Origin of the sequence: Kibdelosporangium aridum (genome assembly GCF_900176515.1) — a bacterium.
Lineage (GTDB): Bacteria > Actinomycetota > Actinomycetes > Mycobacteriales > Pseudonocardiaceae > Kibdelosporangium > Kibdelosporangium aridum.
Map to the genome: position 1 here is coordinate 242,539 of NZ_FWXV01000003.1, position 21,183 is coordinate 263,721.

Genomic DNA, 21,183 nt, shown 5'->3' on the forward strand with positions numbered 1-21,183 from the left:
ACGAAGTCCGTTGTGGTCACAGCGGTACAACCTCCCCCATGGACGCCGCCAACAGGTCCGCCTCCCCGGCCTGCGCGGTCTGCAACTCCGCGACGTTGCGGCCGCCGCGCAGCACGATCACCCGATCGCACACGCCAACCAGCTCGGCCAGTTCCGAGGACGCCAGCAGCACCCCCATGCCGCGCTGCGCCGCCTGACCGAGCAACTGATAGATCTCCGCCTTCGCGCCGACGTCCACACCCCGCGTCGGTTCGTCGAGCAACAGTAGGTCCGGATCGGTGAGCAGCATGCGACCAAGCACGATCTTCTGCTGATTTCCACCCGATAGTGTGGAGACCGGGTCACGGACCGAAGCGAGCTTCACGCTCAGCTCGCGCACGATCCGCGTCGCCTCACCGGTCTCCCGCCGCCTGGACACCACGCCGAAGCGCGCGATTCGGTCCACAATAGACAGCACGGTGTTGGCAAGCACGGAATGATCGAGGGCCAGTCCGGAGATCCGGCGGTCTTCCGGCATGTACACGACACCCCGCCGGATCGCGGAACGCGGGCCGCGCGGGCGCAAGGCTCGGCCTTTGAAGGTCACCGACCCCTGCCAGCGATCACCGGCGCCGAACAGGGTCTCCAGCAGCTCGGTACGTCCGGAGCCAAGCAGACCGGCCAGCCCCACGATCTCGCCGCGCCGGACGGTCAAGCTGACTCCCGCCGGGTCCCGGCGACCGGGTCTTGACCGTGGGACAACAAGATCCGTGACTTCCAGGAGTTTCTCCCCGGCGTCCGCGGTCTCGTGCGTGGTGAACATGGCCCGCACCGGCCGTCCGATCATCGCCTCGGCGGCCTGATCGGCGGTCATGTCCCGGGCGTCGAATTCCGCCACCACAGCGCCGTTGCGCAAGACGGTCGCACGGTCAGCGATCCGGCCGATCTCGTCCATCCGGTGCGAGATGTAGACGATCCCCGCGCCGCTCCGGCGCAATTCGGCGATCACGGTGAACATCCGGTCTACTTCGGCCGACGACAGCGCGGACGTCGGCTCGTCCATGATCAGCACCTTGGCGTCCAGCGACAGCGCCTTGGCGATGCTCACCAGCTGCTGCTCACCGGTTCGCAACTCACCGACCTGACGTCGTGGGTCAAGGTCGATTCCGGTGCGGCGTAACAGGTTCCGGGTCTCCCGCAGCATCGCGCGCCGGTCGAGCGTGCGCAGCGGGGTCCGCGGCTCCCGGCCGAGGAAGATGTTCTCGGCGACCGAGAGCCCAGGCACCAGGTCGAGTTCCTGGTGGATCATGGCGATCCCGGCGCGCTGCGCGTCGGCCGGGCCGTGGAAGCGAATCGGCTTGCCGCCCACGGTGATCGTGCCGGTGTGGTCGGTCAGATCGCCGGACAGCACACGCATCAACGTCGACTTGCCCGCGCCGTTCTCACCGAGCAGCGCGTGCACCTCGCCGGCCCGGACCGTGAAGTCCACGTCCCGGCAAGCCCTGACACCGCCGTAGGACTTGCTGATCCGGACCAGCCCCACAAGTGATGCGACACCGTTGTCCATCCACACCCGCCATGAGGCCGAGAAAACGATTACCCGAGACGCTAGGGTGGGGCTACCGACGTGTCAAGCATCCACTGATCGATCAAGAAGTTGGTTGATCATCAACCACGGCTTGCCCTCGCGGCGAAAGCCGGTAGCCCACTTCAAGGCTTTCAGTCAGGCCGAGTTCCTTCAGTTTGCGAACGTCCGCTTTGAACGGAAGGGTTTCGCGCCCGAGGGACGCCGCGAGATCGGGCGCGCGCACGCCTGGCTTCGCCGCGATCAGCGAGAGCACAGTACGCGTCCATGGCCCGTGTTTGCTCCGTTCGTCCATCCGGCGCAACTTCTGGAGGATCTGCGCGATCTCCTCCGGCGTCGGCAGCGACTCGCGCAACGACACCCGCGGATCGTCGCCGACGTACCGCAACGACACCTTGTATATGTCGCCGTCACGGCCGGTAAGAAACGATGTCAGCTCGGCCAGGGTCTTGTATCCCGCCAACCGGGCATCTTTGGCGGTGATCCTGCGTAGCGGGATGGGTTCGACGGAGTCGATGGCCAGGCCCCGATCGCCGTCCGGAGCGTCCCACTTGCTTTGACCGTGGGCTTGCGCCAGCGCCGGAACGCCAGCGTGACCTCGCCCGTGCGGATCCGCTCAAGGATGTTTGCCCTGATCAGCATGGGCCCATCCTCTCGACATGAGGTCCCGCGAGGGGCATAGTGGTTAAGGTTGCACGCACAGTGTTGAAGTATGTGCGATTTGTATTCATCTTCGTGAATTTCTTCACAAAGGCGCACGAACCCGCACATCCGCGCTAGTCTATGCGCATGAGCATCGCGCTGGAGACGGTTTTGGCCAAAGCAGGGTTGCGGGTCACCCCCGGCGAGTTCCTCGACCTGGTCGAGGACGCTGCGAGGCGACTGTCTCCACCGAACCCCAATCCCGCCGAGTACTTCTCGGCGGATCAGCGCGAGACGCTCACCGAAGTCGGCCTTGACCTGCGGCCGAGGCGGCCCGACGAAGTCGATTCGCGGGCGCGTGCGGTCGCCGCGCAGGCCGTACTGCGAGATTCCGCGCTGACGGTGTCCGACGCGGCGGCGACCATCGGCGTGGACACCAGCCGGATCCGGCACCGGCTCGCGGCCGGTCGCCTGGTCGGCTGGAAGGACCGCGGCGGATGGCGGCTGCCCGCGTGGCAGTTCACCGGCTCCGGCGTGCTCCCCGGCTTGGAGACAGTGCTGGCAGCGCTGCCCATCGACCAACCGCCGCTCGTTGTCGCGGCCTTCATGACCACGCCGCAGGAAGACCTGGTCATCAGCGGCGAACCGGGTACACCACGGCAGTGGCTGCTCGCCGGCGGTGATCCAGATAGGGTTGCTGCGCTAGCGGCCGTCCTCGGAACCCCGGCGTGACGGTGACGACAACGAAGACAGGCTGACGACTCCAAACGTATGGCTCGGCTCCCCCAGCCACCGACTCCGGCTGCGCTCAGGTCGCTGCTGCGAGTAGACGAGGACATTGTCGCCGTGCACAGCGGCACGCGCCTTGTCCGGATCTTCGCAGCGGGCGGCGCGCACCGTCAGCGGTGGAACTCCTTCCGATACACCGGCCCGCTGCCGCACGGCCGGTTCGACCCGCACCCGCTCGGCCCGGAGGGCCGCGCCGCCGACAGCCCCGGCAACGGCGTGCTGTACTTCGGCCTGTCGGTGCGCACCAGCCTCGCCGAGGTGTTCCAGTCGACGTCCATTGTGGACCGTTCGACCCGCAGGCCGCACCTCGTGGTGTTCCGGCCACAGCGCACCTTGCGCCTGCTCGACCTCTCCGGCCTGTGGCCGACGCGAGCGGGCGCGTCGCAGGAGCTCTCCAGCGGCTCGAAGACCCTGACCCAGGCGTGGGCCCGGGCGATCCGCGCGGCGCACCCCGAGCTGGACGGCGTCTGGTACCGGTCCTCAATGGACGGTGGTGAACCGGCGATCTGCCTGTTCGACCCGCCTGCCGGTACCGCGATCCCGCCCGCGCCGGACATGCTGCTGCCGCTCGACCACCCCGGCCTTGACCTGCCGTTGGGCCGGATCTGCGAAGAGCTGAACTACACCCTGCTGAGTTAGCAGAGGGGCGTCAGCCCAGGTGCCGTGCCCACCAGTCCAGCACCGCGTCGAACCGTTGCTTGCGGTGCCGTGGCTGGCCGGACCGGGTCAGTTCGTGTCCTTCCCCAGGGAACAGCAGGAATTCCACCGGGGTGCCCTGTTTGTGCAGCGCGACGAACATCCGTTGCGCCTGCTCGACCGGGCACCGCCAGTCGTGCTCGGAGTGCACGACCGCGAACGGGATCTTGATCTGGTCCGCGTAGGTCAGCGGGCTGGTCTTGACCTGCGTCTCCCAGTCGGTGCTCACGTAGCAGTCGGTGAACGAGTAGCCGATGTCGGAGCTGCCTGTAAAGGAATCCCAAGCATTCACAGCACGTTCGCTCCACGCCGCACGAAAGCGCTGTCCGTGGTGCGCGGCCAGCCAACTGGTCATGAACCCGCCGTAGGAACCGCCCATCACGCCGACACGTGACGCGTCCGCTTCGGGCAACGCCAACGCTGCGTCCAAAAGGGACAGTACGTCGTCCACGTCGACGGTGCCGAAGGCGTGCACGATGGCTTGGCCGTGAGCCTGGCCGTATCCGGTCGAACCGCGGGGGTTGGGCAGGATGACGAGATATCCGGCCGAGGCGTAGACCTGGGCTTCGTCGAAGAATCCCCAGCCGTGGTACGCGAACGGCCCACCGTGCACGGCAAGCAGCACGGGGTGCGGGCCAGGACCGTCCGGAAGCACGACCCAGCCGTGCGATTCGTAGCCGTCCGGCGACTTGCCGGTGATCTCCCGGACCTCATGGACACCGCTTGCGCGCAAGGGTTCGGAAAAGTCCGCGAGCACCTTGTCCTCGAACACCACGCATCCGGCGCTGTCCGGCGTGGAAAGCGCGACGGCCACACGTGATCCGTCGACCGCGAAAGCCTTGACCTTGCCGCGCGCGCCCGCCAGCAAAGTGGTCTCGGCCAACGTGATCGCCGACGCGGACAGCGGGATCTGCCGCAGTTCCGATGCACCCCGGTTGATGATCGAGACGAGCACCGACGAACCCACAAGTTGCGGGGCGACGCTCTCCTCACAGTCCACGGTCTCCACGTCGGTGAGCCGACGCGGAGCCTGCGGCTCGGTCAGATTCAGCGGCGCGGCCCAGACACCGGTGTTGACCGCGACGGCGTGGTCTCCGTCGAACTCGCGGCCGATGAACACCACGACGTCGTCGCCGACGTGAACGGAACGGGCGTCACCTGCCGTTTCGATAACGACAACGGGCTGACCTCCAGCAACTGGCACGGCGTAGAGATTCTCGCGCTGGCTGGCTCGTTCACCCCAGTCCGCCTGGGCGGAGAAGATCAAGTGTGCACCGTCCGGTGTCCACGCGGGCGCACCGACATCGCAGGCACCATCGGTCAGTTCGGTCAGCTCGCCGGCCAGGTCGGTGACGAACAGGCGGACGCGCCGGTCGAACGTGAACCCGATGTCGTCCCACCGGTAGTCCAGCCTGGTGATGCGCCGGAACGGCTCGGCCGTGGCTTTGCCGTCCCGCTCATAGCGGCCCTCTTCGGCACGCCGTGCGGTAAAAGCGATCCTGGTCGAATCAGGCGACCACACCGGTGACTGCACACCGAGCGGGAGATCTGTCAGAGCACGCGCGTCGCCGCCGTCGGTCGGCTGGACGTACAGCTGCGGCGGGGCGCCTTCGGAGACCCGGCGCAGGAAGGCGACCCAGGTGCCGTCCGACGAGATCGCCGGGGAGAAGTCATGGTGACCGTGCGTCCACGGCCTGGTGCCCGCCCCATCGAGGGCCACGCGATGCAGGCCGCCACGGTAGGTGTTGCTGGACAAATCGGGGTGAGTCGCCGCTACCAGCAGCAACTCACCCCGAAGGCTGATCGAATCGATGGTCGTGAGCAGCTCGATGTCATCAGGGCGCACCCGCCCGACGCTACCTGATACTTAGCGAGGCTTACGACCGTCGGAACCTCGAGTTCAGCTGGACGTCGTAACCGATGACTCGGCTGACTCCTTGTTCTTGTCCCGCCGGGACTTGATCAGGCTCGCCACCGTGGTGATCGCCAGTACGCCGATGATGACGCTGAGCGAGACCGCGATGTTCGGCACCCACACGTCGAGGTGCTCGCCGCCGTTGATGAACGGCAGCTCGTTCGTGTGCAGGGCTTCCAGCACCAGCTTGACGCCGATGAACGCCAGGATCGCGGCGAGACCGATCTGCAGGTACACCAGCTTGTTGAGCAGACCGCCCAGCAGGAAGTACAGCTGCCGCAGACCCATCAGCGCGAACGCGTTGGCGGCGAAGACCAGGAACGGCTCCTTGGTCAGGCCGAAGATGGCAGGGATGGAGTCGACCGCGAAGAGCAGGTCAGCGGTGCCGATCGCGATCATCACGATGAACATCGGCGTGACCATGCGCTTGCCCGCGACCTTCACGAACGACCTGGCGCCGTGGTAGTCGTCGGTCACGGGGAGGAACTTGCGCGCCAGCTTGGTCGCGCCGTTCTCCTTGTATTCCTCTCCATCGTCGTCGTGGTTCGACTTGATGAACGTGTAAGCGGTGTAGATGAGGAACGCGCCGAACAGGTAGAACACCCAGCTGAACTCCGCGATGACCGCGGCGCCGAGCAGGATGAAGATACTGCGCATGCCCAGGGCGAGCAGTATTCCGATCAGCAGCACCTTGTGCTGGTGGATCGCGGGCACCTTGAACGCACCCATGATCACCAGGAACACGAAGAGGTTGTCGACCGACAACGAGTACTCGGTGATGTAGCCGGCGAAGAACTCACCCGCTGGCTGACCACCGGCGAAGTACCAGAGGCCGAGTCCGAAAACGACGGCACAGGCGACGTAGAACGTCACCCACCTGGCGGCTTCACCAATGGTCACCTCATGTGGCTTGCGATCGACGATCACCAGATCTATAGCGAGCAGGATCAGAAGTCCTGCGATGGTCGCGATCCACAACCACGTGGGCACACTCATTGATCACCTCCGGATAGGCGGGCATAGCCGTCCAAACCGGAGGTCTCTTCCGCCAGTGCGCCACTGCGCACGGACCGACGGCGCCGGGCTCATTACCACTGCTCCCAGCGGTCGAGATCCGTGTTGACGACGCCGCCGCGAAGGAATACTCCCCTCCACAACAGCCCTTATTGTCCCTATCGGTGTGCCCGAGCGCCAGACGGAGTCCCCCATCCGGTTGTTGTTCTTGGTCACATCGCCCAAACGGCCGCCTCGGGAATAGCCACCCGGTCACCGTCAGCGAGTTCTCAGCTTCGTTCCAATACGGTTCGCAGGTGCCCCGAATGTCCAAAACCCAGCTCCGCTGGCTGGCGCTCACGCTGGCCGCCGCGATAGTCGCGGCCGGAGCCCTGATCTGGGTCAACAGCGGGTCGGACGGCCCTCGGATCGTCACCGAGGACCGCATGATCGCGACCCCAGGCGCCCAGCTCGACACCACTCTTTACCTGCCGGAGCAGACTCCGGCCCCCGCCGTGCTCGTCGCGCACGGGTTCGGCGGTAGCAAGGAAAGCGTCGACGGCGACGCCCGTGAACTGGCTCAGCGGGGCTTTGTGGTGCTGACGTGGTCGGCACGCGGCTTCGGCCGCAGCACCGGTCAGATCGCGCTGAACGCGCCGGACGCCGAAGTCGCCGACGTGAGCAGGCTGATCGACGCGCTCGCCCAGCGTCCCGAGGTGGAAAAGGACGGTGACAATCCTTCTGGGCAAGACCCCAAGGTCGGGATCACCGGCGGGTCGTACGGTGGTGCGATCTCGTTGCTGGCGGCCGGATACGACAAACGTATCGACGCGCTGGCCCCGGTGATCACGTACAACGACCTCGGCCAGGCCTTGATCCCGAACTCGGCGACCGCCGAGCAGGTGCCGAACACCCCGTCGGCGAACGCTTTCGCCGCGCAGGGTGTTTTCAAACGGTCCTGGGCAGGCGTGTTCTTCGGCGCAGGCATGGGTGGATCGAGTTTCGCCAACCCGAACGCCGAAGCCGCTGAGCCGGGCGTCGACAACGACGACCAACTGGACGCGCAGAACCCGGCCGCCGACGCCGCGGGTGGGAGTGCGAACGGCGCGCCACAGGGCGGTCTGCCACCAGGTCTGGGCGGCCGGTCGCAGCAGAACATGGGTCCGTGCGGCCGGTTCACCGAACAGATCTGCGCGGCGTACACCGAACTCGCGACGACCGGCAAAGCCAGTCAGGCCACTGTGGACCTGCTGCGCTCGGTCTCGCCTGCCTCGGTCACCAACCGGATCACCCAGCCGACCATGGTCGTGCAGGGCGAGCAGGACACGCTGTTCGGCCTTGACCAGTCCGACGCCACTGCACGGCAGATCACCGCGGCGGGTGGCAAGGTGAAGGTGGTCTGGTACGCGGGCGGCCACGACGGCGGCAGGCCGGGATCGAGCCTGCGCTCGGAGATCGCCGACTGGTTCGACTTCCACCTGCGCGGCCGCGGCACCGACCCCGGCACCAGCTTCGAGTACGCCGTCCAGGGCGCGCTGCGTGCCCAGGGCGCGCCGAACGTCCGGACCATGACCGCTCCCGGCTACCCGGGCCTGAACGGGACTCAGACCGAGCGCCGCCCGATCGCTCTGAGCGGGCAGGAGCAGACAGTGGTGAACCCGCCGGGCGGAAACCCGGGGTCGATCACGAGTATGCCTGGTCTCGGTTCGGTGGTCAGCGGGTCGAACAGTTTGTCCAGCAGGCTGTCCATCGACATGCCCGGCCAAGTGGCGCGATTCCGCAGCGAGCCGTTCACCACCCAGCTGTTGATCAGTGGCGCGTCCACGATCCGCCTGCGGGTGGAAGGCGTGCCTGGGCAGCCGCCGCCCGCCGATGGTGCGGTGTTGTTCGCCAAGCTCTACGACGTCGCCGCCGACGGAAGGCAGCGAGTCCTACCCGGTTCTGGTGTGTCGCCATTGCGGATCACGCAACTGCCGGCGGACATCACGGTGACCCTGCCGGGCATCGTGCGGCCGATCGAGGCCGATCACCGCATCGAGGTCGCGATCACGACGACCGACCAGGCCTACGCCGTTCCGACGCAGCCGGCCGCGTACACCGTGTCCTTGGTGGACAACACGGTGCAGGTGCCGGTCGTGCCGGGCACGCGTTCGACACAGACGCCGCCGATGTTCGCTCTGGTCGGCATCTTCGTCGTGATCGGACTGGCCATTGTGGTCGCTGTCGTCGCGGCGATCCGGCGGCGCCGGGCCGATGACGTCGATCCTTCGCTGACCGACGTGCCGTTGGTGATCGAAGGCCTGGCCAAGGAGTACCCGGGCGGCCTCAAGGCCGTGGACGACCTGTCGTTCCGGGTGGAAAAGGGGCAAGTGCTCGGCCTGCTCGGGCCCAACGGCGCGGGTAAGACGACGTCGCTGCGGATGCTGATGGGGCTGATCCAGCCGACCGAGGGCACGATCCGGGTGTTCGGCCACAAGATCTACTCGGGTGCGCCGGTGCTGTCCCGTATCGGCTCCTTTGTGGAGGGTTCCGGCTTCCTGCCGCACCTGTCCGGCGAGGCGAACCTGCGGCTCTACTGGGCCGCGACCGGTCGCCCGATCCAGCACGCGCACTTCGACGAGGCCATCGAGATCGCCGGTCTCGGCAACGCCGTGCGCCGCAAGGTGCGTACGTACAGCCAAGGCATGCGCCAACGGCTCGCGATCGCCCAGGCGATGCTCGGCCTGCCGGACATGCTCGTACTGGACGAACCGACCAACGGACTCGACCCGCCCCAGATCCACCAGATGCGTGAGGTCCTGAAGCGCTACGCGGCCACCGGCAGGACGGTACTGGTCTCCAGCCACCTGCTCGCCGAGGTCGAACAGGCCTGTACGCACGTGGTCGTGATGCACCGCGGCAAGCTCGTCGCCGCGGGCGAGGTCGCGGACATCGCGGCGGTCGGCGGCGAGGCGACGTTCCGCGTCGACCACCCCGACCAGGCGGCATCGGTACTGGGTGAGCTGGCAGGCGTCACCGGTATCGAGATCGACGGCAAGCAGGTCCACGCCAACCTCGACGGCACACCCCGTTCCAAGGCGCTCGGCGCATTGGTCGCGGCCGGTGTGGCGGTCGAGCAGGCAGGCCCACGCCGCCGCCTCGAGGACGCGTTCCTCGAGCTCGTTGGGGAGAACAAGGCATGAGCGAGCTTGCGAGCGAATCATTCAACACAGTGTCGTACTCATGCGACATAAGTGAGCACGACGGGAAGTACGCATGAGTACTAACAACGTTCATACCGACCCCACCGCCATTGGGGCGATGGAGGAAGCGGCCTCCCACGAGCACCTGACGGTGCAGGCCGACGGCTCGGTCGTCGGGTACAAGGCATCGCGCACGCTTCGGTTGCGGGTCGAGTTGGCCAGGCAACTGCGCAGGCGGCGGACCCAGCTGATGCTGGGGCTGCTGGTGCTGTTGCCGATCGTGCTGGTGATCTCGTTCGAGATCGGAGAGGCCAACCCGAACCGCAGGCAAGGCGGGTTCGTCGACCTGGCGACCGCCAGCGCGCCGAACTTCGTGGTGTTCGCGCTGTTCGTGTCGGGCACATTCCTGTTGCCGATGATCGTGGCGATCTTCTTCGGGGACACGATCGCGAGCGAGGCATCGTGGTCGAGCCTGAAATACCTGCTCGCCATGCCGATCCCACGAAATCGGCTGATCAGGCAGAAGGCGATCTCGTCAGGAATCCTCTCGCTGTTCGCCCTGTTGCTGTTGCCCACGGTCTCGCTGGTGATCGGCGTGATCTGGTACGGCGCAGGCGAAGCCGTGAGTCCAACGGGTGACGCGGTGCCGTTCTCCGACGGCGTGATGGCGATCTACGCGGCGACCATCTACATCGCGATCAACCTGTTGTGGGTCGCAGCGCTCGCGCTCTTCCTTTCGGTGTCGACGGACGCGCCTTTGGGCGCGGTCGGCGGCACGGTGCTGGTCGCGATCGTGTCGCAGATCCTCGACCAGATCACGGCGCTGGAGGACCTGCGGAACTACCTGCCGACGCACTACGCGTTCGCCTGGTCGGACTTGATCTCCACCGACATCGACTGGTCGGAGATGACCCGGGGCGCGTTCTCGGCCGTGTGTTTCGCGGCGTTCTTCGGCTTCCTCGCCGTCCGCAAGTTCACGCGAAAGGACATCACCAGCTGAGTTCACCAGGCATTATGTCCCGGTGAGCCAGACATACCGGCATGTGTCGCAGTCGCCGACGTTGCCGGGCACCGCACCGCCGCACGACGAGTTCGACGTCGCCGCGCTGTACGAGACTCCGTTGAGTCTCGGCAGCGCGGCTGACGTGTCCTTGGACGAGAAACTCCGCAAGGCGTACTTCTGGATCGTCAACCACGCGATCATCAGCCCGCACTACGACCTCGAGTTCGAGGACGGCCCCAGCACGTCCTACCAGCTCGGCGACACCAAGGCCCGGCTCACGCTGCCCAGCGGGCAGAGCTACTCCAGCTTCGTGCTCGTTCCCCTGCTGACCTTCGCGGTCAGGCGGAGGTGCCTGCTTGTCGGAGGCCCCGGTAGGGGCAAGACCGCCAGCGCCATCCTGATGGGCGTGCTCGCTGGATATCCGCTGCGTGAAGTGCGCAGGGCGATGCAGCGCGGCCACCCTCAGCTGACGATTTCCGACATGTTGGGCACGCCTTTGCCTGGAGATCTCATCAAGGCCGAGCGGCTGGCGGATATCGACGTCGCGTGGCGGACCTGGCTGGGTATGCGGGTCAAGATCGTCGATGAGTACAACCGCATCCCCACCCGCACACAGTCGGCCTTGCTGACCCTGATGTCCGACGGATACGCCGAGGTGTTCGACCAGATCTACGAGTCCGCCGACTCCGCGTGGTACCTCACTGCCAACGATGACGGCGGAGGCGGCACGTACCAGGTCATCGAGGCGCTCAAGGACCGCATCGACGTTGTCGTGCATGCCCTCGCGTTCAACTCGCGGTTCCTCGGTGAACTGCAGGAACGGGTCGAGCAGCGGCTCAGGCCCGAGGAGGTCGTGCCGCCGGAGATCGTGTTCACGCAAGCCGAGCACGACCGGATGTACGCCGAGATCCTCCGGGTGCCCATCCCGCGTGAGGTCCGCCGCCGTCTCGAGTTCTTCTCCGCCCAGTTCGAGCTGCTCGAGCCCGCCGGTGAGCAGTTCGAGTACCGCACCAAGGACACCGCGAAGCTGGCCGGGGTGGACGTGCACCTGCTCTCCGCCGGCGAGACCGGGCGTGACCGGCTGGCGGACCTCGGCGCGCAAACGCTCACGGGTCTCTCGGTCCGCTCGCTCCAAAGTGTTCTCACGTATGCCAAAGCACTGGCGTACTTCCGGGGCCGCCCGGAGGTCGGGTTGGACGACCTCGCATCGGTTCTCCCCTTCGTCCTGCACGACAAGCTCATGCCGAACGACCAGTCGCCCGCGTTCGACGAGCCAGCTCAGCGTCCATACCGGACCGACCGGGTCAGCTGGATCCGGTCGATGTTCGACCGGTCATGCGCCGAGTACGACCGGTTGGACCTCGACGTGCACGACCCGGTCGGCGAGCTGCTCGACGAGTTCGAGCTCGGCCTCGACGACGTGGGCGAGTCCGAAGTGGAGCGCAGGCTCGGCCGGATCGAGTCGCTGCTGGCCGAATGGAGCCGGGACCGCAAGCTCTACGGACACGTCTACGACGACGCACTGGCCTTGAAGTATCTGCACCAGCGTTACGTGAACTACCGGGCCTGGCTGCGGTGGAAAGCTTAAGCCCGTTCCATCAGGCGTTGCAGGCGAACCGGGATCGCTACAACGCCCAGTTCCGGCTGGCCCGGCACCGGTCGAAGAACCTGGACGCAAACGCTTTCCTCAAGCACCTGAACGACTTCGCCCGCCCGGTCGTCGACCGGGCGGGCGGCGATCCGGTCGAGGTCACGGACGCTTTGGTGGACCTTTCGTTCGCCAGCAACGGCCGCTTGCCCCAGCACCTCGGCACAGTCCTGCTCGACCAGGCCAGGTTCGTCGCGATGGAGCCACGCAGAGTCTCCGTGGCGCTGGCAAACGCTTTACATCACCTCGAGTCCGAACCGGACACGCGGCCACTGCGGTGGGTCGCGCTCATGCGTCACCTCAACCAGTACGCGGACACCGCCGAGTCCCTCTTGGACTTGGGCGCGGTCGCGGCGTGGACGACCGGACTGGCCGCGCTGCGCGAGGCCGCATTGGACATCGCGCCCAAACTCCACCCGGACGCGCTGCGGTACCTCACCAGCACCACGGACGTGACCCTGCTGAAGGCCAGCCGGTGGTGGGCGGTCGACTACACCGGCCTGCGGATCGTCCGGCGGCTGGGCAAGTTCCGCGGCTTCGGTGGCACGTTCGTCAGGCCTCCGACGGTGTTCCTCGCCCGAGGCCATCTGCACGCAACCGACAGCGAGCACACCTGGCGGGTCTACGCGGACCGCTTCGGTGGCAGCCTGCGCAGGACTGAGCCCGTCGAGCCCGAACACCACGAACCGACGCTCACACTGTCGGACAAGGGTGTCGTTCGGTTGAACGGGACTACGTTCGACCACCCTGACCTCGCCAACGCGTCCAGCTGGGTGTCGTGGGACAACACGCTTGCCGTGACGACGCCGTTCACCCACTCGATCATCTTTGTGGCGCAGCCATGAACTGGCACGAGCACTGGGCGGCGGCCCTCAAGGCATGGGGCCGGTTCACCAAGGTGCACGACCCGCTCTACTGCCAGTCCACTCTGGACGCCCGAGAGGCCGGTCTCACCGGGAGTTTCGCGATGTTCCGGTTGGACGACCGGACCGTCGTACTGGACATGCAGTCCGTGGCCGAGCTCGGCCTCGCGGACATGCCGGTCGAGGTGATGGCGCACGAGATCGGCCACCATGTGCTCTGCCCGGCCGATCTGGCCGACAACGCGCGGCTGCTGGCCCGGGTCCGGCGCGGCATTCCCGGGCTGGAGGGCTTCGCGCCGCTGGTGGCCAACCTGTACGCGGACATGCTGATCAACGACCGCCTGCAGCGCAGCCGCGGCCTGCGGATGTCGACCATCTACGAACGGATCGCCACAGCCCACCCGACTCCACTGTGGACTTTCTACATGCGCACCTTCGAGGTCCTCTGGTCGCTGAAGTCCGGCACGCTGACCCGGACCGAGATCACCGAGGACATCGAAGGCGACGCGCAGCTCTGCGCCCGGTTGGCCCGCGTGTACGCGACCGACTGGATGCGAGGAGCAGGAGGATTCGCCGCACTGTGCTTCCGCTATCTCACCGGAGCCGATGAGGGTGCACTGGCCGACACCCGCAAGCGCGTCTGCGTGGGCGTGGTCGGCGACGACGCCCACATCCCTGGCCTGACCGCGACGGATGACGAAGCCGTCATCCACCCCGCTCTCGATCCGCAGGTGAACGAGTTCGCGCCGCAAGAGGCCCCGGCCGACGACAAACCGCACCCGCCCGGCGAAGGCCAGTTCCGGGAACCGTTCGAGTACGGGCAGATCCTGCGTCAGCTCGGCGTCAAGATCTCCGACGAAACCGCCGCGGCGAGGTACTACCGGGAACGCGCGGCGCCGCACCTGGTGCGGTTCCCGGTCCGCACGAAGCCTCTCTCAACCGAGCCGTTGCCGGAAGGGCACACGGCATGGGACATCGGCGAGGCTCTCGAGGCGGTCGACTGGATCGCCACCGCGACCCGCTCGCCAGTGGTGGTTCCCGGCATCACGACCGTGCAACCGGTTCTCGGCACGACCGAAGGCCAAGAGCGGGACAAGCGCCCGGTGGACCTCGACTTGTACGTGGACTCGTCGGGTTCCATGCCGGATCCGCGCCGCAACGTGTCCTACCTGACGTTGGCAGGCGCGATCCTGGCGTTGTCAGCCCTACGGGTGGGTGCGCGGGTCCAGGTCACGTTGTGGGCAGGTGCCAAGCAGTTTCTCACCACGGACGGGTTCGTCCGCGACGAGAACGCCATCATGCACGTGCTGACCGGGTATTTCGGTGGTGGCACGGCGTTTCCGATCCACATGCTGCGCAGGACCTACATCGACCAGCAACGCACCGGGCCCACGCACATCGTGGTCATCTCCGACGACGGCGTGGACACGATGGTCCGGATGAACGACGAATTCGGCAGGCCAGGCAGCGAGATCGCGACCCGTGCGCTGGCGAGTGCCGGAGCGGGCGGCACCCTCGTGCTCAACCTCTGGCCGGGCGCGGAGGAGAAGATCCGTGCGATCACGCCGGGATGGGACGTGCACCGGGTGTCCGAGTGGCAGGACCTGGTCGACTTCGCCGCGGCCTTCAGCCGCAGGCACTACGAACGGAGCAACGCGTGATCGCCTTGTCCCGGCTCACCCGGCGGCTCGCCGAGACGCCGAACGACTTCCTGAGCGACCGTGCCTCTGTTCCCGCGGTGATCTCCGACATGCTGGCCGCTGCCAACCGTCAAGGCCTGAACGCCCGGACTGCCAAGCAGTTCGAGGCCATGGACCCGCGGTGGCGGCAACTCGTGCTGATCAGTTGCTGGCTGCTGGCCGACGAACCGTTCCGTGAGGTGATGGACCGCAAGCGGGTGCTGGACTTCCTCAACGACGTGCTGCCGCCGTTGGCCAGGTTGGTCGAACCGGCCCGGTTCGTCACGGATCCTGACCGTCGCGAGGAGCTGGCCAGGTTGGCGATGCTGGCGCTCGCGGTGATGCCAGAAGGGGAAACGGTCGAGCAGGCGGCGGACCGTTTGGCTACAGTGGACAGTGCGCGCCGGTACGAGGTGCTCGAGGCGACCAAGGCCGCCGAGCAGCGGGCCGCGGCGGTGCGCAAGGCAATGGAAGAGCAACGGGCCCGCGAGGCGGCCGCCCGGTACAGCCAGGTGTGACGATGCGTGACGACTATCCGGTCCCGGACTACGTGCCGATGGCCGCGACCGCGTTGACAGACGCGGAACGCTGGCCGTTGCTGACCGAAGGCGGCCGGGCGATGCTGACCCGGCTGCGTGAGCATCCTGCTGCGCCGCTGTACAACCACGCTTGCGGTGACCGCTTGACCCAGGCGTCGGTGGACAGGTTGAAGTCCTATCAGGACATTCTGCGGGACGGGTATCACGGCTGGACGTCCACACAGCAACCGCCGTGGGTGGATCAGCTGATCACTCGCGTGTACGGGACTGTGCCACGCTATCGAGGGAAGACCAGGCCGCCGCGACTGGTCGACGTTCCGCTGACCGACCGGATCGATCTTCTGTCCCGCGCCTTTGAGTGCGTTCCCGACGACGCGGATCTGTCGGATCTGATCGTGTACCGGACGTCCGGGTCGCGTGGCCCGGCCGCGACAGTGCCGATGAGCCCCGAGTTCAACGCACTGGATCTGCCGGTGATAGAACACGTCCTTGCCAAGCACGGCGTGACACTGTCCGGCGGATCCTCGCGCGTGTCACTGGTGAACGTGTACGCGCAGCCGGTCGCTTATCAGTTCGCCTCGGTCTGCAGCTACCTGGACGGCGCGGGCATCGTGAAAGTCAACGTGGAGCCGTCCGGCTGGCGCGCCCCGGACGATCGCGTGTCCTTCTTGGACAGTTGCCAACCGGAGGTGTACACCGGCAACCCGATCTCGCTCGCTGCCCTGGCCGAGCTGCCGCTTGCGCACAGCCCGAAAGCCGTCATCAGCGGCGCGATGTCGCTGAGCGACACTCTTCGGCGACAGCTGGAGAGCCGCTTTGCCTGCCCGGTCATCGATCTGTACGGGATCACCGAAGTCGGGCTGATCTCCTGGCGTGATCACGACGTGCACCGGATCCTGCCGCGCAGGTTGTACGTGGAAATCCTCGACGAACACGGCAGGCGCTGTGAGCCCGGCGTGATCGGCGAGGTCACCGTGACATGTGGCGAGAACCCGCTGCTTCCGTTGCTGCGGTACCGGACTGGCGATCATGCCGCGCTGGACTGGCGGTACGGCCCGGTCCTCGTCGGCTTGGACGGCCGCGCGCCCGTCCGATACCGGCGGACCAACGGTTCCTGGGTCAACTCCATCGAGATCACGCACGTGCTGTCGCCGCTTGGCCTTGTCGCCTGGCAACTGCACCAAGGCTCGGACGGCGCCTTGACGTTGTCAGTGCACGAGACGGGCGCCCCCGATCCGGACGTGATCGCTCGTGCACTGACATCGTTGATGGGTGACATCCCCTTGAAGGTCACCCTGGACAACCTCGCCAAGGACACCAAACCTCAGCGCTACACCTCGGATATCTAGGCATTGCAGGCGATGTGCGCTTCGGCCCAGTTGGCGTGGTCGAAGTTCTTGCCGTCGCCGCCGTCGGTCACCTTCAGGGACAGCACTTGCACACCCGTGATGTCCACATTGAACGCGAGGGGCGCGTCACCTGTGCGCAGAACTCCGCTCTGCTGCAGAACGCGACCGTCGCCGACGACCTGGAACACCGAAGAACCCGGTGACGTTGTCTCGTCGTCCATGCCGACCTTCGCGGTGAACGCACGGCACGTGCCGCCGAGTGAGATCACCACTTCGGACTCGGCGTGCACACCGATTCCCTTGGTGTACGTGGTTCCGGCGATGCTCATCGGACGGCCGTCGCCGCCACCCGACTCACCGTTGGACATGTCCCGCTCGACCGGGCCCCATCCGTTGGTCGCGCTGTCGAACGGCAGATCGCTGACGTAGGCCTGGCCGGTGAGCGGCACCAACCCACGAACCGCCTTGGCGACGTGGACTTGCGGGAAGTCCGGCACGCGGTACTCGGCGGCTATCGGCACCTCGAACCCGCCCGACCGCGCGGTGACCGGAACCTGCACGGTCCACTTCCCGCTGAGAACCTCACCCTGCCTGAGCAGCCGTGTGGTGACCGGATTGCCGGCAACGGTCCAGCCTTCCGGCGCCGTGGGCTTGAGCACGACGTCCATCACCGGCCGGATCGAGTTGACTGTGAACGAGCCGGTCACCTCGAAGGTGGATCCCGGCTTCGCGGTCACGGAATTCGTCGGCGTGATGGTCAAGGACGTGGCCGGGACCTGCGGAATGGAGTTGTAGCAGGTGGTCCTGCCCTCCGTGGCCGGGCAGATGACCGCCGCGAAGCCGCCGTTTGCCGGGACCTGAACCGACAACGTGTCCGAAGCGGACATCCGGGACGATGTCCTGGTCACATCGCTACGACCGTTGTCCCGGATCGTCTCGACCAGCCACGGCCCTGGGCCCAGGAAGTTCAGTGGCGCGGTCATTGTCCGCGCGCCGCCGACCGCGATTCCGCCGACGAACCACCGTTCGCCGTTGCGCCGCGCGAAGACCGCGGTCTCGCCTGGATATCCGTTGACCAGCTCGGTCTGCTGCCACACGGTGGGAACTTGGTCGAGGAACCGCAGTGCCTCCGGGTAACGGTCGTAGGCCTCGGGTTTGTCCGCGAAATGGGTCCAGCCGGACTCGAAGACCACGGGCAGTGCGATCTCGTGACCGATCGACGTGACCTTGGGGCCTACTTCGAGCGAGACCGGCGTGAAGTCCATCGACCCGACCACGTTGCGGGTGAACGGCTGGATCGGGTTGCCGTCGGGCAACGGCAGTTGCTCGGCGCCGTGCACCGCTTCCATGGTCAGCAGGTGCGGCCATGTCCTGGCCAAGCCGTGCGGGATGGTCGAACCATGGAAGTTGATCATCAGTTTGCGCTGCGCGGTGTCGGCCAGGATCGCGTCGTAGAACTGGTACCGCACCTGGCTGTCGGACTCCATGAAGTCGACCTTGACACCCTTCACGCCCCAGCGTTGCAGCAGAGGCAACGTGGCCTCCCGTTCGGCCGCGGTGTCCAGCCTGTTCCAGTGGAACCACAGCAGGATGTCCACGCCTTTGGCTCGGGCGTACCGGGTCAGCTCGGGCACCCACTTGTCGCTCCAGCCCTCGTCGACCAGCACGTACGGCCAGCCGTTGCGGGCGGCGAAGTCCACGTAGACCTTTTGCCGCTCGAAGTCGCTGGGACTGCTGTGTTCCGACAGCCACGACCACGCGACCTTGCCCGGCCGGATCCACGAGGTGTCCGCGATCCTCGACGGCTCGGCCAGATCGTCGACCAGGGTCGATTCCGTCACGGTCGCCAGGTCGCCGACGATCACCGTGCGCCACGGGCCGATGCGAGCCCCAGCCACCCGCTGGTCCTTCAGCTGGACCTGGTAGACGCCACCGCCGGTGTGCCGCAGCGAGCTGCCCGCGTACCGTCCATCCACATTGGATTCTGTCAGCAGCACGAAGTCCTGTCCCACTTCGAATAGCGACGGGTTGCCGTACTCACCAGCCGAGGCACCGCCTGCGGTTGTCCGGAATCTTCGGTTCTCGTGTTGCGGGTTGTACGGCATCAGCCAAGCATTTGCGTTCGCCGGTATCGAGAACGCCGACGCTTCGCTCAGAACATCCGTTGCTTCGGGCAGCTCATAGCGGTACGCCACGCCGTCATCGGCGACGCGCACGACGAGATCGAAGCGCGCGTTTCCCGCGCCGGCAATGGAAATCCGCGTCTCGGTGTGCCGCACGGTCCTGTCCAGGCGCTTGCCCGTGGTCATCCGGTAGTTTTCCGAGACTGTCCTCGTTGACCTGGAGACTTCACGCAGTCCACTGGTCAGATCCGCGGCCGCGGTCCGGATGCCCACCGGGCTCGGCGATACGACCGTTCGGCCTTCTCGTTGCACTGTCAGTGAAAACGTGCCGTTGCCGGGATCGTGCGTCACATTCGCGGTGACGGCTTGGATCTCGGCGGCAGCTTGGGCTGGCAGGGCGCCGGACAGCAGGGCAAAGACTCCGGCGAGCACAAGGGTTTTCCGCATGGCAACTCCGTTGTCGTTCTTGCGTCCGAGCAAACCGCAGTCCGGCGAGCCGTGACAAGCCTGACAACGAGACAGGTTTTACGTATTAAATATCCATGACCGCAACATCGACAGTACGCAGCCGATCGACGTGGCCGATCACGTCGATCTCGCTGATCACGCCGTCGACGTAAGTGAACGCGAGAACCACCGCCAGCTTGCCACCAACAGCCATCACCAGTCCAGGAGCACCGTTCACCAGTGCGACGCCGGCGAACATCGCGCGGCTCGCGGAGGCCATCGCACGCTTGGCAACCGGGGCCGCTCCCTTGATCACGACCGACCGGCCCATCGGCAAGGCCGTCGCGTCCGCACGCAGCACCACGTCCGGATCGAGCAAAGTCATCAACGCCTCGAAATCACCGCCGCGCGTCGCGGCCAGGTAGGCATCGGCCACCTCGCGCTGCCGGACGAGATCGGGCTTGTGTTCGGCGCCTTTCACTCGTTTCCTGGCTCGGCTGGCGAGTTGACGTGTCGCCGCCGTGGACTTTTCGATCATCGGCGCGATCTCGTCGAACGGCACCGCGAACATGTCGTGCAGCACGAACGCGACTCGCTCGGCTGGCGCCAAGGTGTCGAGCACGACGAGCATCGCCACCCCAACCGAGTCGACGAGCTCCGCTTCCTGTTCAGGGTTCTCGGATGCGACCACGTCGATCTCAAACGGATCCTCACGGCGTTGTTCGCGTGACCGCAGCATGTTCAGACATACGCGGGCGACGACTGTGGTCAGCCAGGCGCCAAGGTTCTCCACCTCGGTGGTGTCGGCGCGGCTCGCGCGCAGCCATGCGTCCTGCGCCGCGTCGTCGGCCTCGGCCGCCGAACCCAGCATCCGATAGGCCACTGCGCGCAGGCGGGTCCGGTGCTGCTCGAAAAGTTCGGCGTCCACGGTTGTCACATTCCTTCCTCGGCGCGTGTCACCCCAGTAGATCCACAGATCAAGCGAGGAGTAACCATGATTCTGCTCACCGGCGGGACCGGCACCCTGGGACGACACGTCACTCCGCTGCTGCTCGAAGCGGGCCAGCAGGTGCGGATCCTGAGCAGGCACGCCCAGCCACCACGGGATGGCGTCGAGTACGTGACCGGTGACCTGGTCGCGGACACCGGTATCGCCGAGGCCGTGGCAGGTGTCTCGACGATCCTGCACCTGGCGGGCAGCAACAAAGGCGACGACGTGGCCACCCGCAACCTGATGGCGGCCGCCAAGGACGTCCAGCACGTCGTGTTCATCTCGGTGATCGGCGCCGACCGGGTTCCGCTGGCCTGGCTGAAGTCGCAACTGGCCGCCGAGCAGGCGATCAAGCAGTCGGGTGTGCCGTGGACGATCCTGCGTGCCGCCCAGTTCCACGACCTTGTCCTGAAGCTGGCGCAGGCCATGGCCAAACTCCCGCTCGTGCCAGTGCCCGGTATGCGGCTGCAGCCGGTCGACGTTCGTGATGTCGCGGCCCGGTTGGTCGAGCTGACACTCGGCGAACCGGCCGGGCTGGTGCCGGAACTGGCCGGTCCCCAGGAATACGAGATGCGGTCGGTGCTCACCAGCTACCTGCAGGCGATCGGCAAGCGCCGGGCGAAGGTGCCACTGCGGATCCCCGGCAAGGCAGGCAAGGCGTACCGGGCCGGGGACAACCTGACGCTGGACGGCGCTCGGGGCACCCGGACTTGGGAGGCTTTCCTCGCCGAAAGGCTGCAAGGATCTTCAAGACCGTGAC

16 protein-coding genes are annotated in these 21,183 nt (G+C 66.4%); 10 read left to right on the plus strand and 6 right to left on the minus strand.

The genetic code is table 11. From position 1 onward, the window contains the following. Positions 1–16: 16 nt before the first annotated feature. Positions 17–1,546, minus strand: a complete 1,530-nt coding sequence (locus tag B9C43_RS20130) for a sugar ABC transporter ATP-binding protein (RefSeq protein ID WP_084428479.1) — start codon at positions 1,544–1,546, stop codon at positions 17–19. Positions 1,547–1,628: 82 nt separating this feature from the next. Further along, entirely contained in the window at positions 1,629–2,027 is a 399-nt protein-coding gene (locus tag B9C43_RS20135) for a hypothetical protein (RefSeq protein ID WP_235038737.1), read from the minus strand. Between the two features lie 326 nt (positions 2,028–2,353). On the opposite strand from B9C43_RS20135, the gene B9C43_RS20140 reads away from it, so the two are divergent. Both B9C43_RS20140 and B9C43_RS20145 read left to right on the plus strand, forming a co-directional pair. After that, a complete protein-coding gene (locus tag B9C43_RS20140; protein ID WP_033383086.1) occupies positions 2,354–2,938 on the plus strand; it encodes a hypothetical protein in 585 nt (194 codons plus the stop codon). 39 nt (positions 2,939–2,977) lie between these two features. Then, entirely contained in the window at positions 2,978–3,634 is a 657-nt protein-coding gene (locus B9C43_RS20145; protein WP_033383087.1) for an RES family NAD+ phosphorylase, read from the plus strand. A gap of 10 nt (positions 3,635–3,644) precedes the next feature. Here B9C43_RS20145 and B9C43_RS20150 read toward each other — a convergent pair whose 3' ends face one another. Further along, entirely contained in the window at positions 3,645–5,537 is a 1,893-nt protein-coding gene (locus B9C43_RS20150; RefSeq protein WP_084428480.1) for a S9 family peptidase, read from the minus strand. Between the two features lie 54 nt (positions 5,538–5,591). Next, on the minus strand, positions 5,592–6,602 hold the full coding sequence (locus B9C43_RS20155) for a TerC family protein (protein ID WP_033383089.1): 1,011 nt from the start codon (positions 6,600–6,602) through the stop codon (positions 5,592–5,594). A gap of 323 nt (positions 6,603–6,925) precedes the next feature. Between B9C43_RS20155 and B9C43_RS20160 the strand changes: the two genes are divergently transcribed. From B9C43_RS20160 to B9C43_RS20190, 7 genes are all read left to right on the plus strand, one after another. Beyond that, positions 6,926–9,781 carry an alpha/beta fold hydrolase gene (locus B9C43_RS20160; protein WP_143446467.1) on the plus strand — a complete coding sequence of 952 codons (2,856 nt, stop codon included), beginning with the start codon at positions 6,926–6,928 and terminating at the stop codon, positions 9,779–9,781. A gap of 73 nt (positions 9,782–9,854) precedes the next feature. Continuing rightward, positions 9,855–10,781, plus strand: a complete 927-nt coding sequence (locus tag B9C43_RS20165; RefSeq protein ID WP_033383092.1) for an ABC transporter permease — start codon at positions 9,855–9,857, stop codon at positions 10,779–10,781. Positions 10,782–10,803: 22 nt separating this feature from the next. Continuing rightward, positions 10,804–12,372, plus strand: a complete 1,569-nt coding sequence (locus tag B9C43_RS20170; protein WP_084428482.1) for a MoxR family ATPase — start codon at positions 10,804–10,806, stop codon at positions 12,370–12,372. Beyond that, complete coding sequence (locus B9C43_RS20175; protein ID WP_143446468.1) at positions 12,360–13,277, plus strand: hypothetical protein; 918 nt, start codon at positions 12,360–12,362, stop codon at positions 13,275–13,277. The genes B9C43_RS20170 and B9C43_RS20175 overlap by 13 nt, the downstream gene beginning before the upstream one ends. Beyond that, positions 13,274–14,956 carry a vWA domain-containing protein gene (locus tag B9C43_RS20180; protein ID WP_084428484.1) on the plus strand — a complete coding sequence of 561 codons (1,683 nt, stop codon included), beginning with the start codon at positions 13,274–13,276 and terminating at the stop codon, positions 14,954–14,956. The genes B9C43_RS20175 and B9C43_RS20180 overlap by 4 nt, the downstream gene beginning before the upstream one ends. Beyond that, the gene (locus B9C43_RS20185) at positions 14,953–15,492 is read left to right on the plus strand and encodes a hypothetical protein (protein ID WP_084428485.1); all 540 of its coding nucleotides are present in this window, start codon (positions 14,953–14,955) and stop codon (positions 15,490–15,492) included. Before B9C43_RS20180 ends, B9C43_RS20185 begins: the two co-directional genes overlap by 4 nt. Positions 15,493–15,494: 2 nt before the next feature. After that, a complete protein-coding gene (locus B9C43_RS20190; RefSeq protein ID WP_084428486.1) occupies positions 15,495–16,862 on the plus strand; it encodes an AMP-binding protein in 1,368 nt (455 codons plus the stop codon). Here the strand turns inward: B9C43_RS20190 and B9C43_RS20195 are convergent. Both B9C43_RS20195 and B9C43_RS20200 read right to left on the minus strand, forming a co-directional pair. Further along, on the minus strand, positions 16,859–19,432 hold the full coding sequence (locus B9C43_RS20195; RefSeq protein WP_084428487.1) for an NPCBM/NEW2 domain-containing protein: 2,574 nt from the start codon (positions 19,430–19,432) through the stop codon (positions 16,859–16,861). The genes B9C43_RS20190 and B9C43_RS20195 overlap by 4 nt on opposite strands. Positions 19,433–19,517: 85 nt before the next feature. After that, a complete protein-coding gene (locus tag B9C43_RS20200) occupies positions 19,518–20,360 on the minus strand; it encodes a sigma-70 family RNA polymerase sigma factor (RefSeq protein ID WP_084429089.1) in 843 nt (280 codons plus the stop codon). A gap of 66 nt (positions 20,361–20,426) precedes the next feature. Between B9C43_RS20200 and B9C43_RS20205 the strand changes: the two genes are divergently transcribed. Then, positions 20,427–21,182 (plus strand): SDR family oxidoreductase, encoded by a 756-nt coding sequence (locus tag B9C43_RS20205; protein WP_084428488.1) that lies wholly within the window; start codon positions 20,427–20,429, stop codon positions 21,180–21,182. Position 21,183: the final 1 nt, after the last annotated feature.

Bases quoted from the DNA above. Each gene is read 5' to 3' on its own strand.
- B9C43_RS20205 (WP_084428488.1), top strand. From the start codon at position 20,427: ATGATTCTGCTCACCGGCGGGACCGGCACCCTGGGACGACACGTCACT.
- B9C43_RS20165 (WP_033383092.1), top strand. From the start codon at position 9,855: ATGAGTACTAACAACGTTCATACCGACCCCACCGCCATTGGGGCGATG.
- B9C43_RS20145 (WP_033383087.1), top strand. From the start codon at position 2,978: ATGGCTCGGCTCCCCCAGCCACCGACTCCGGCTGCGCTCAGGTCGCTG.
- B9C43_RS20155 (WP_033383089.1), bottom strand. From the start codon at position 6,602: ATGAGTGTGCCCACGTGGTTGTGGATCGCGACCATCGCAGGACTTCTG.
- B9C43_RS20140 (WP_033383086.1), top strand. From the start codon at position 2,354: ATGAGCATCGCGCTGGAGACGGTTTTGGCCAAAGCAGGGTTGCGGGTC.
- B9C43_RS20180 (WP_084428484.1), top strand. From the start codon at position 13,274: ATGAACTGGCACGAGCACTGGGCGGCGGCCCTCAAGGCATGGGGCCGG.
- B9C43_RS20190 (WP_084428486.1), top strand. From the start codon at position 15,495: ATGCGTGACGACTATCCGGTCCCGGACTACGTGCCGATGGCCGCGACC.
- B9C43_RS20195 (WP_084428487.1), bottom strand. From the start codon at position 19,432: ATGCGGAAAACCCTTGTGCTCGCCGGAGTCTTTGCCCTGCTGTCCGGC.
- B9C43_RS20130 (WP_084428479.1), bottom strand. From the start codon at position 1,546: ATGGACAACGGTGTCGCATCACTTGTGGGGCTGGTCCGGATCAGCAAG.
- B9C43_RS20160 (WP_143446467.1), top strand. From the start codon at position 6,926: ATGTCCAAAACCCAGCTCCGCTGGCTGGCGCTCACGCTGGCCGCCGCG.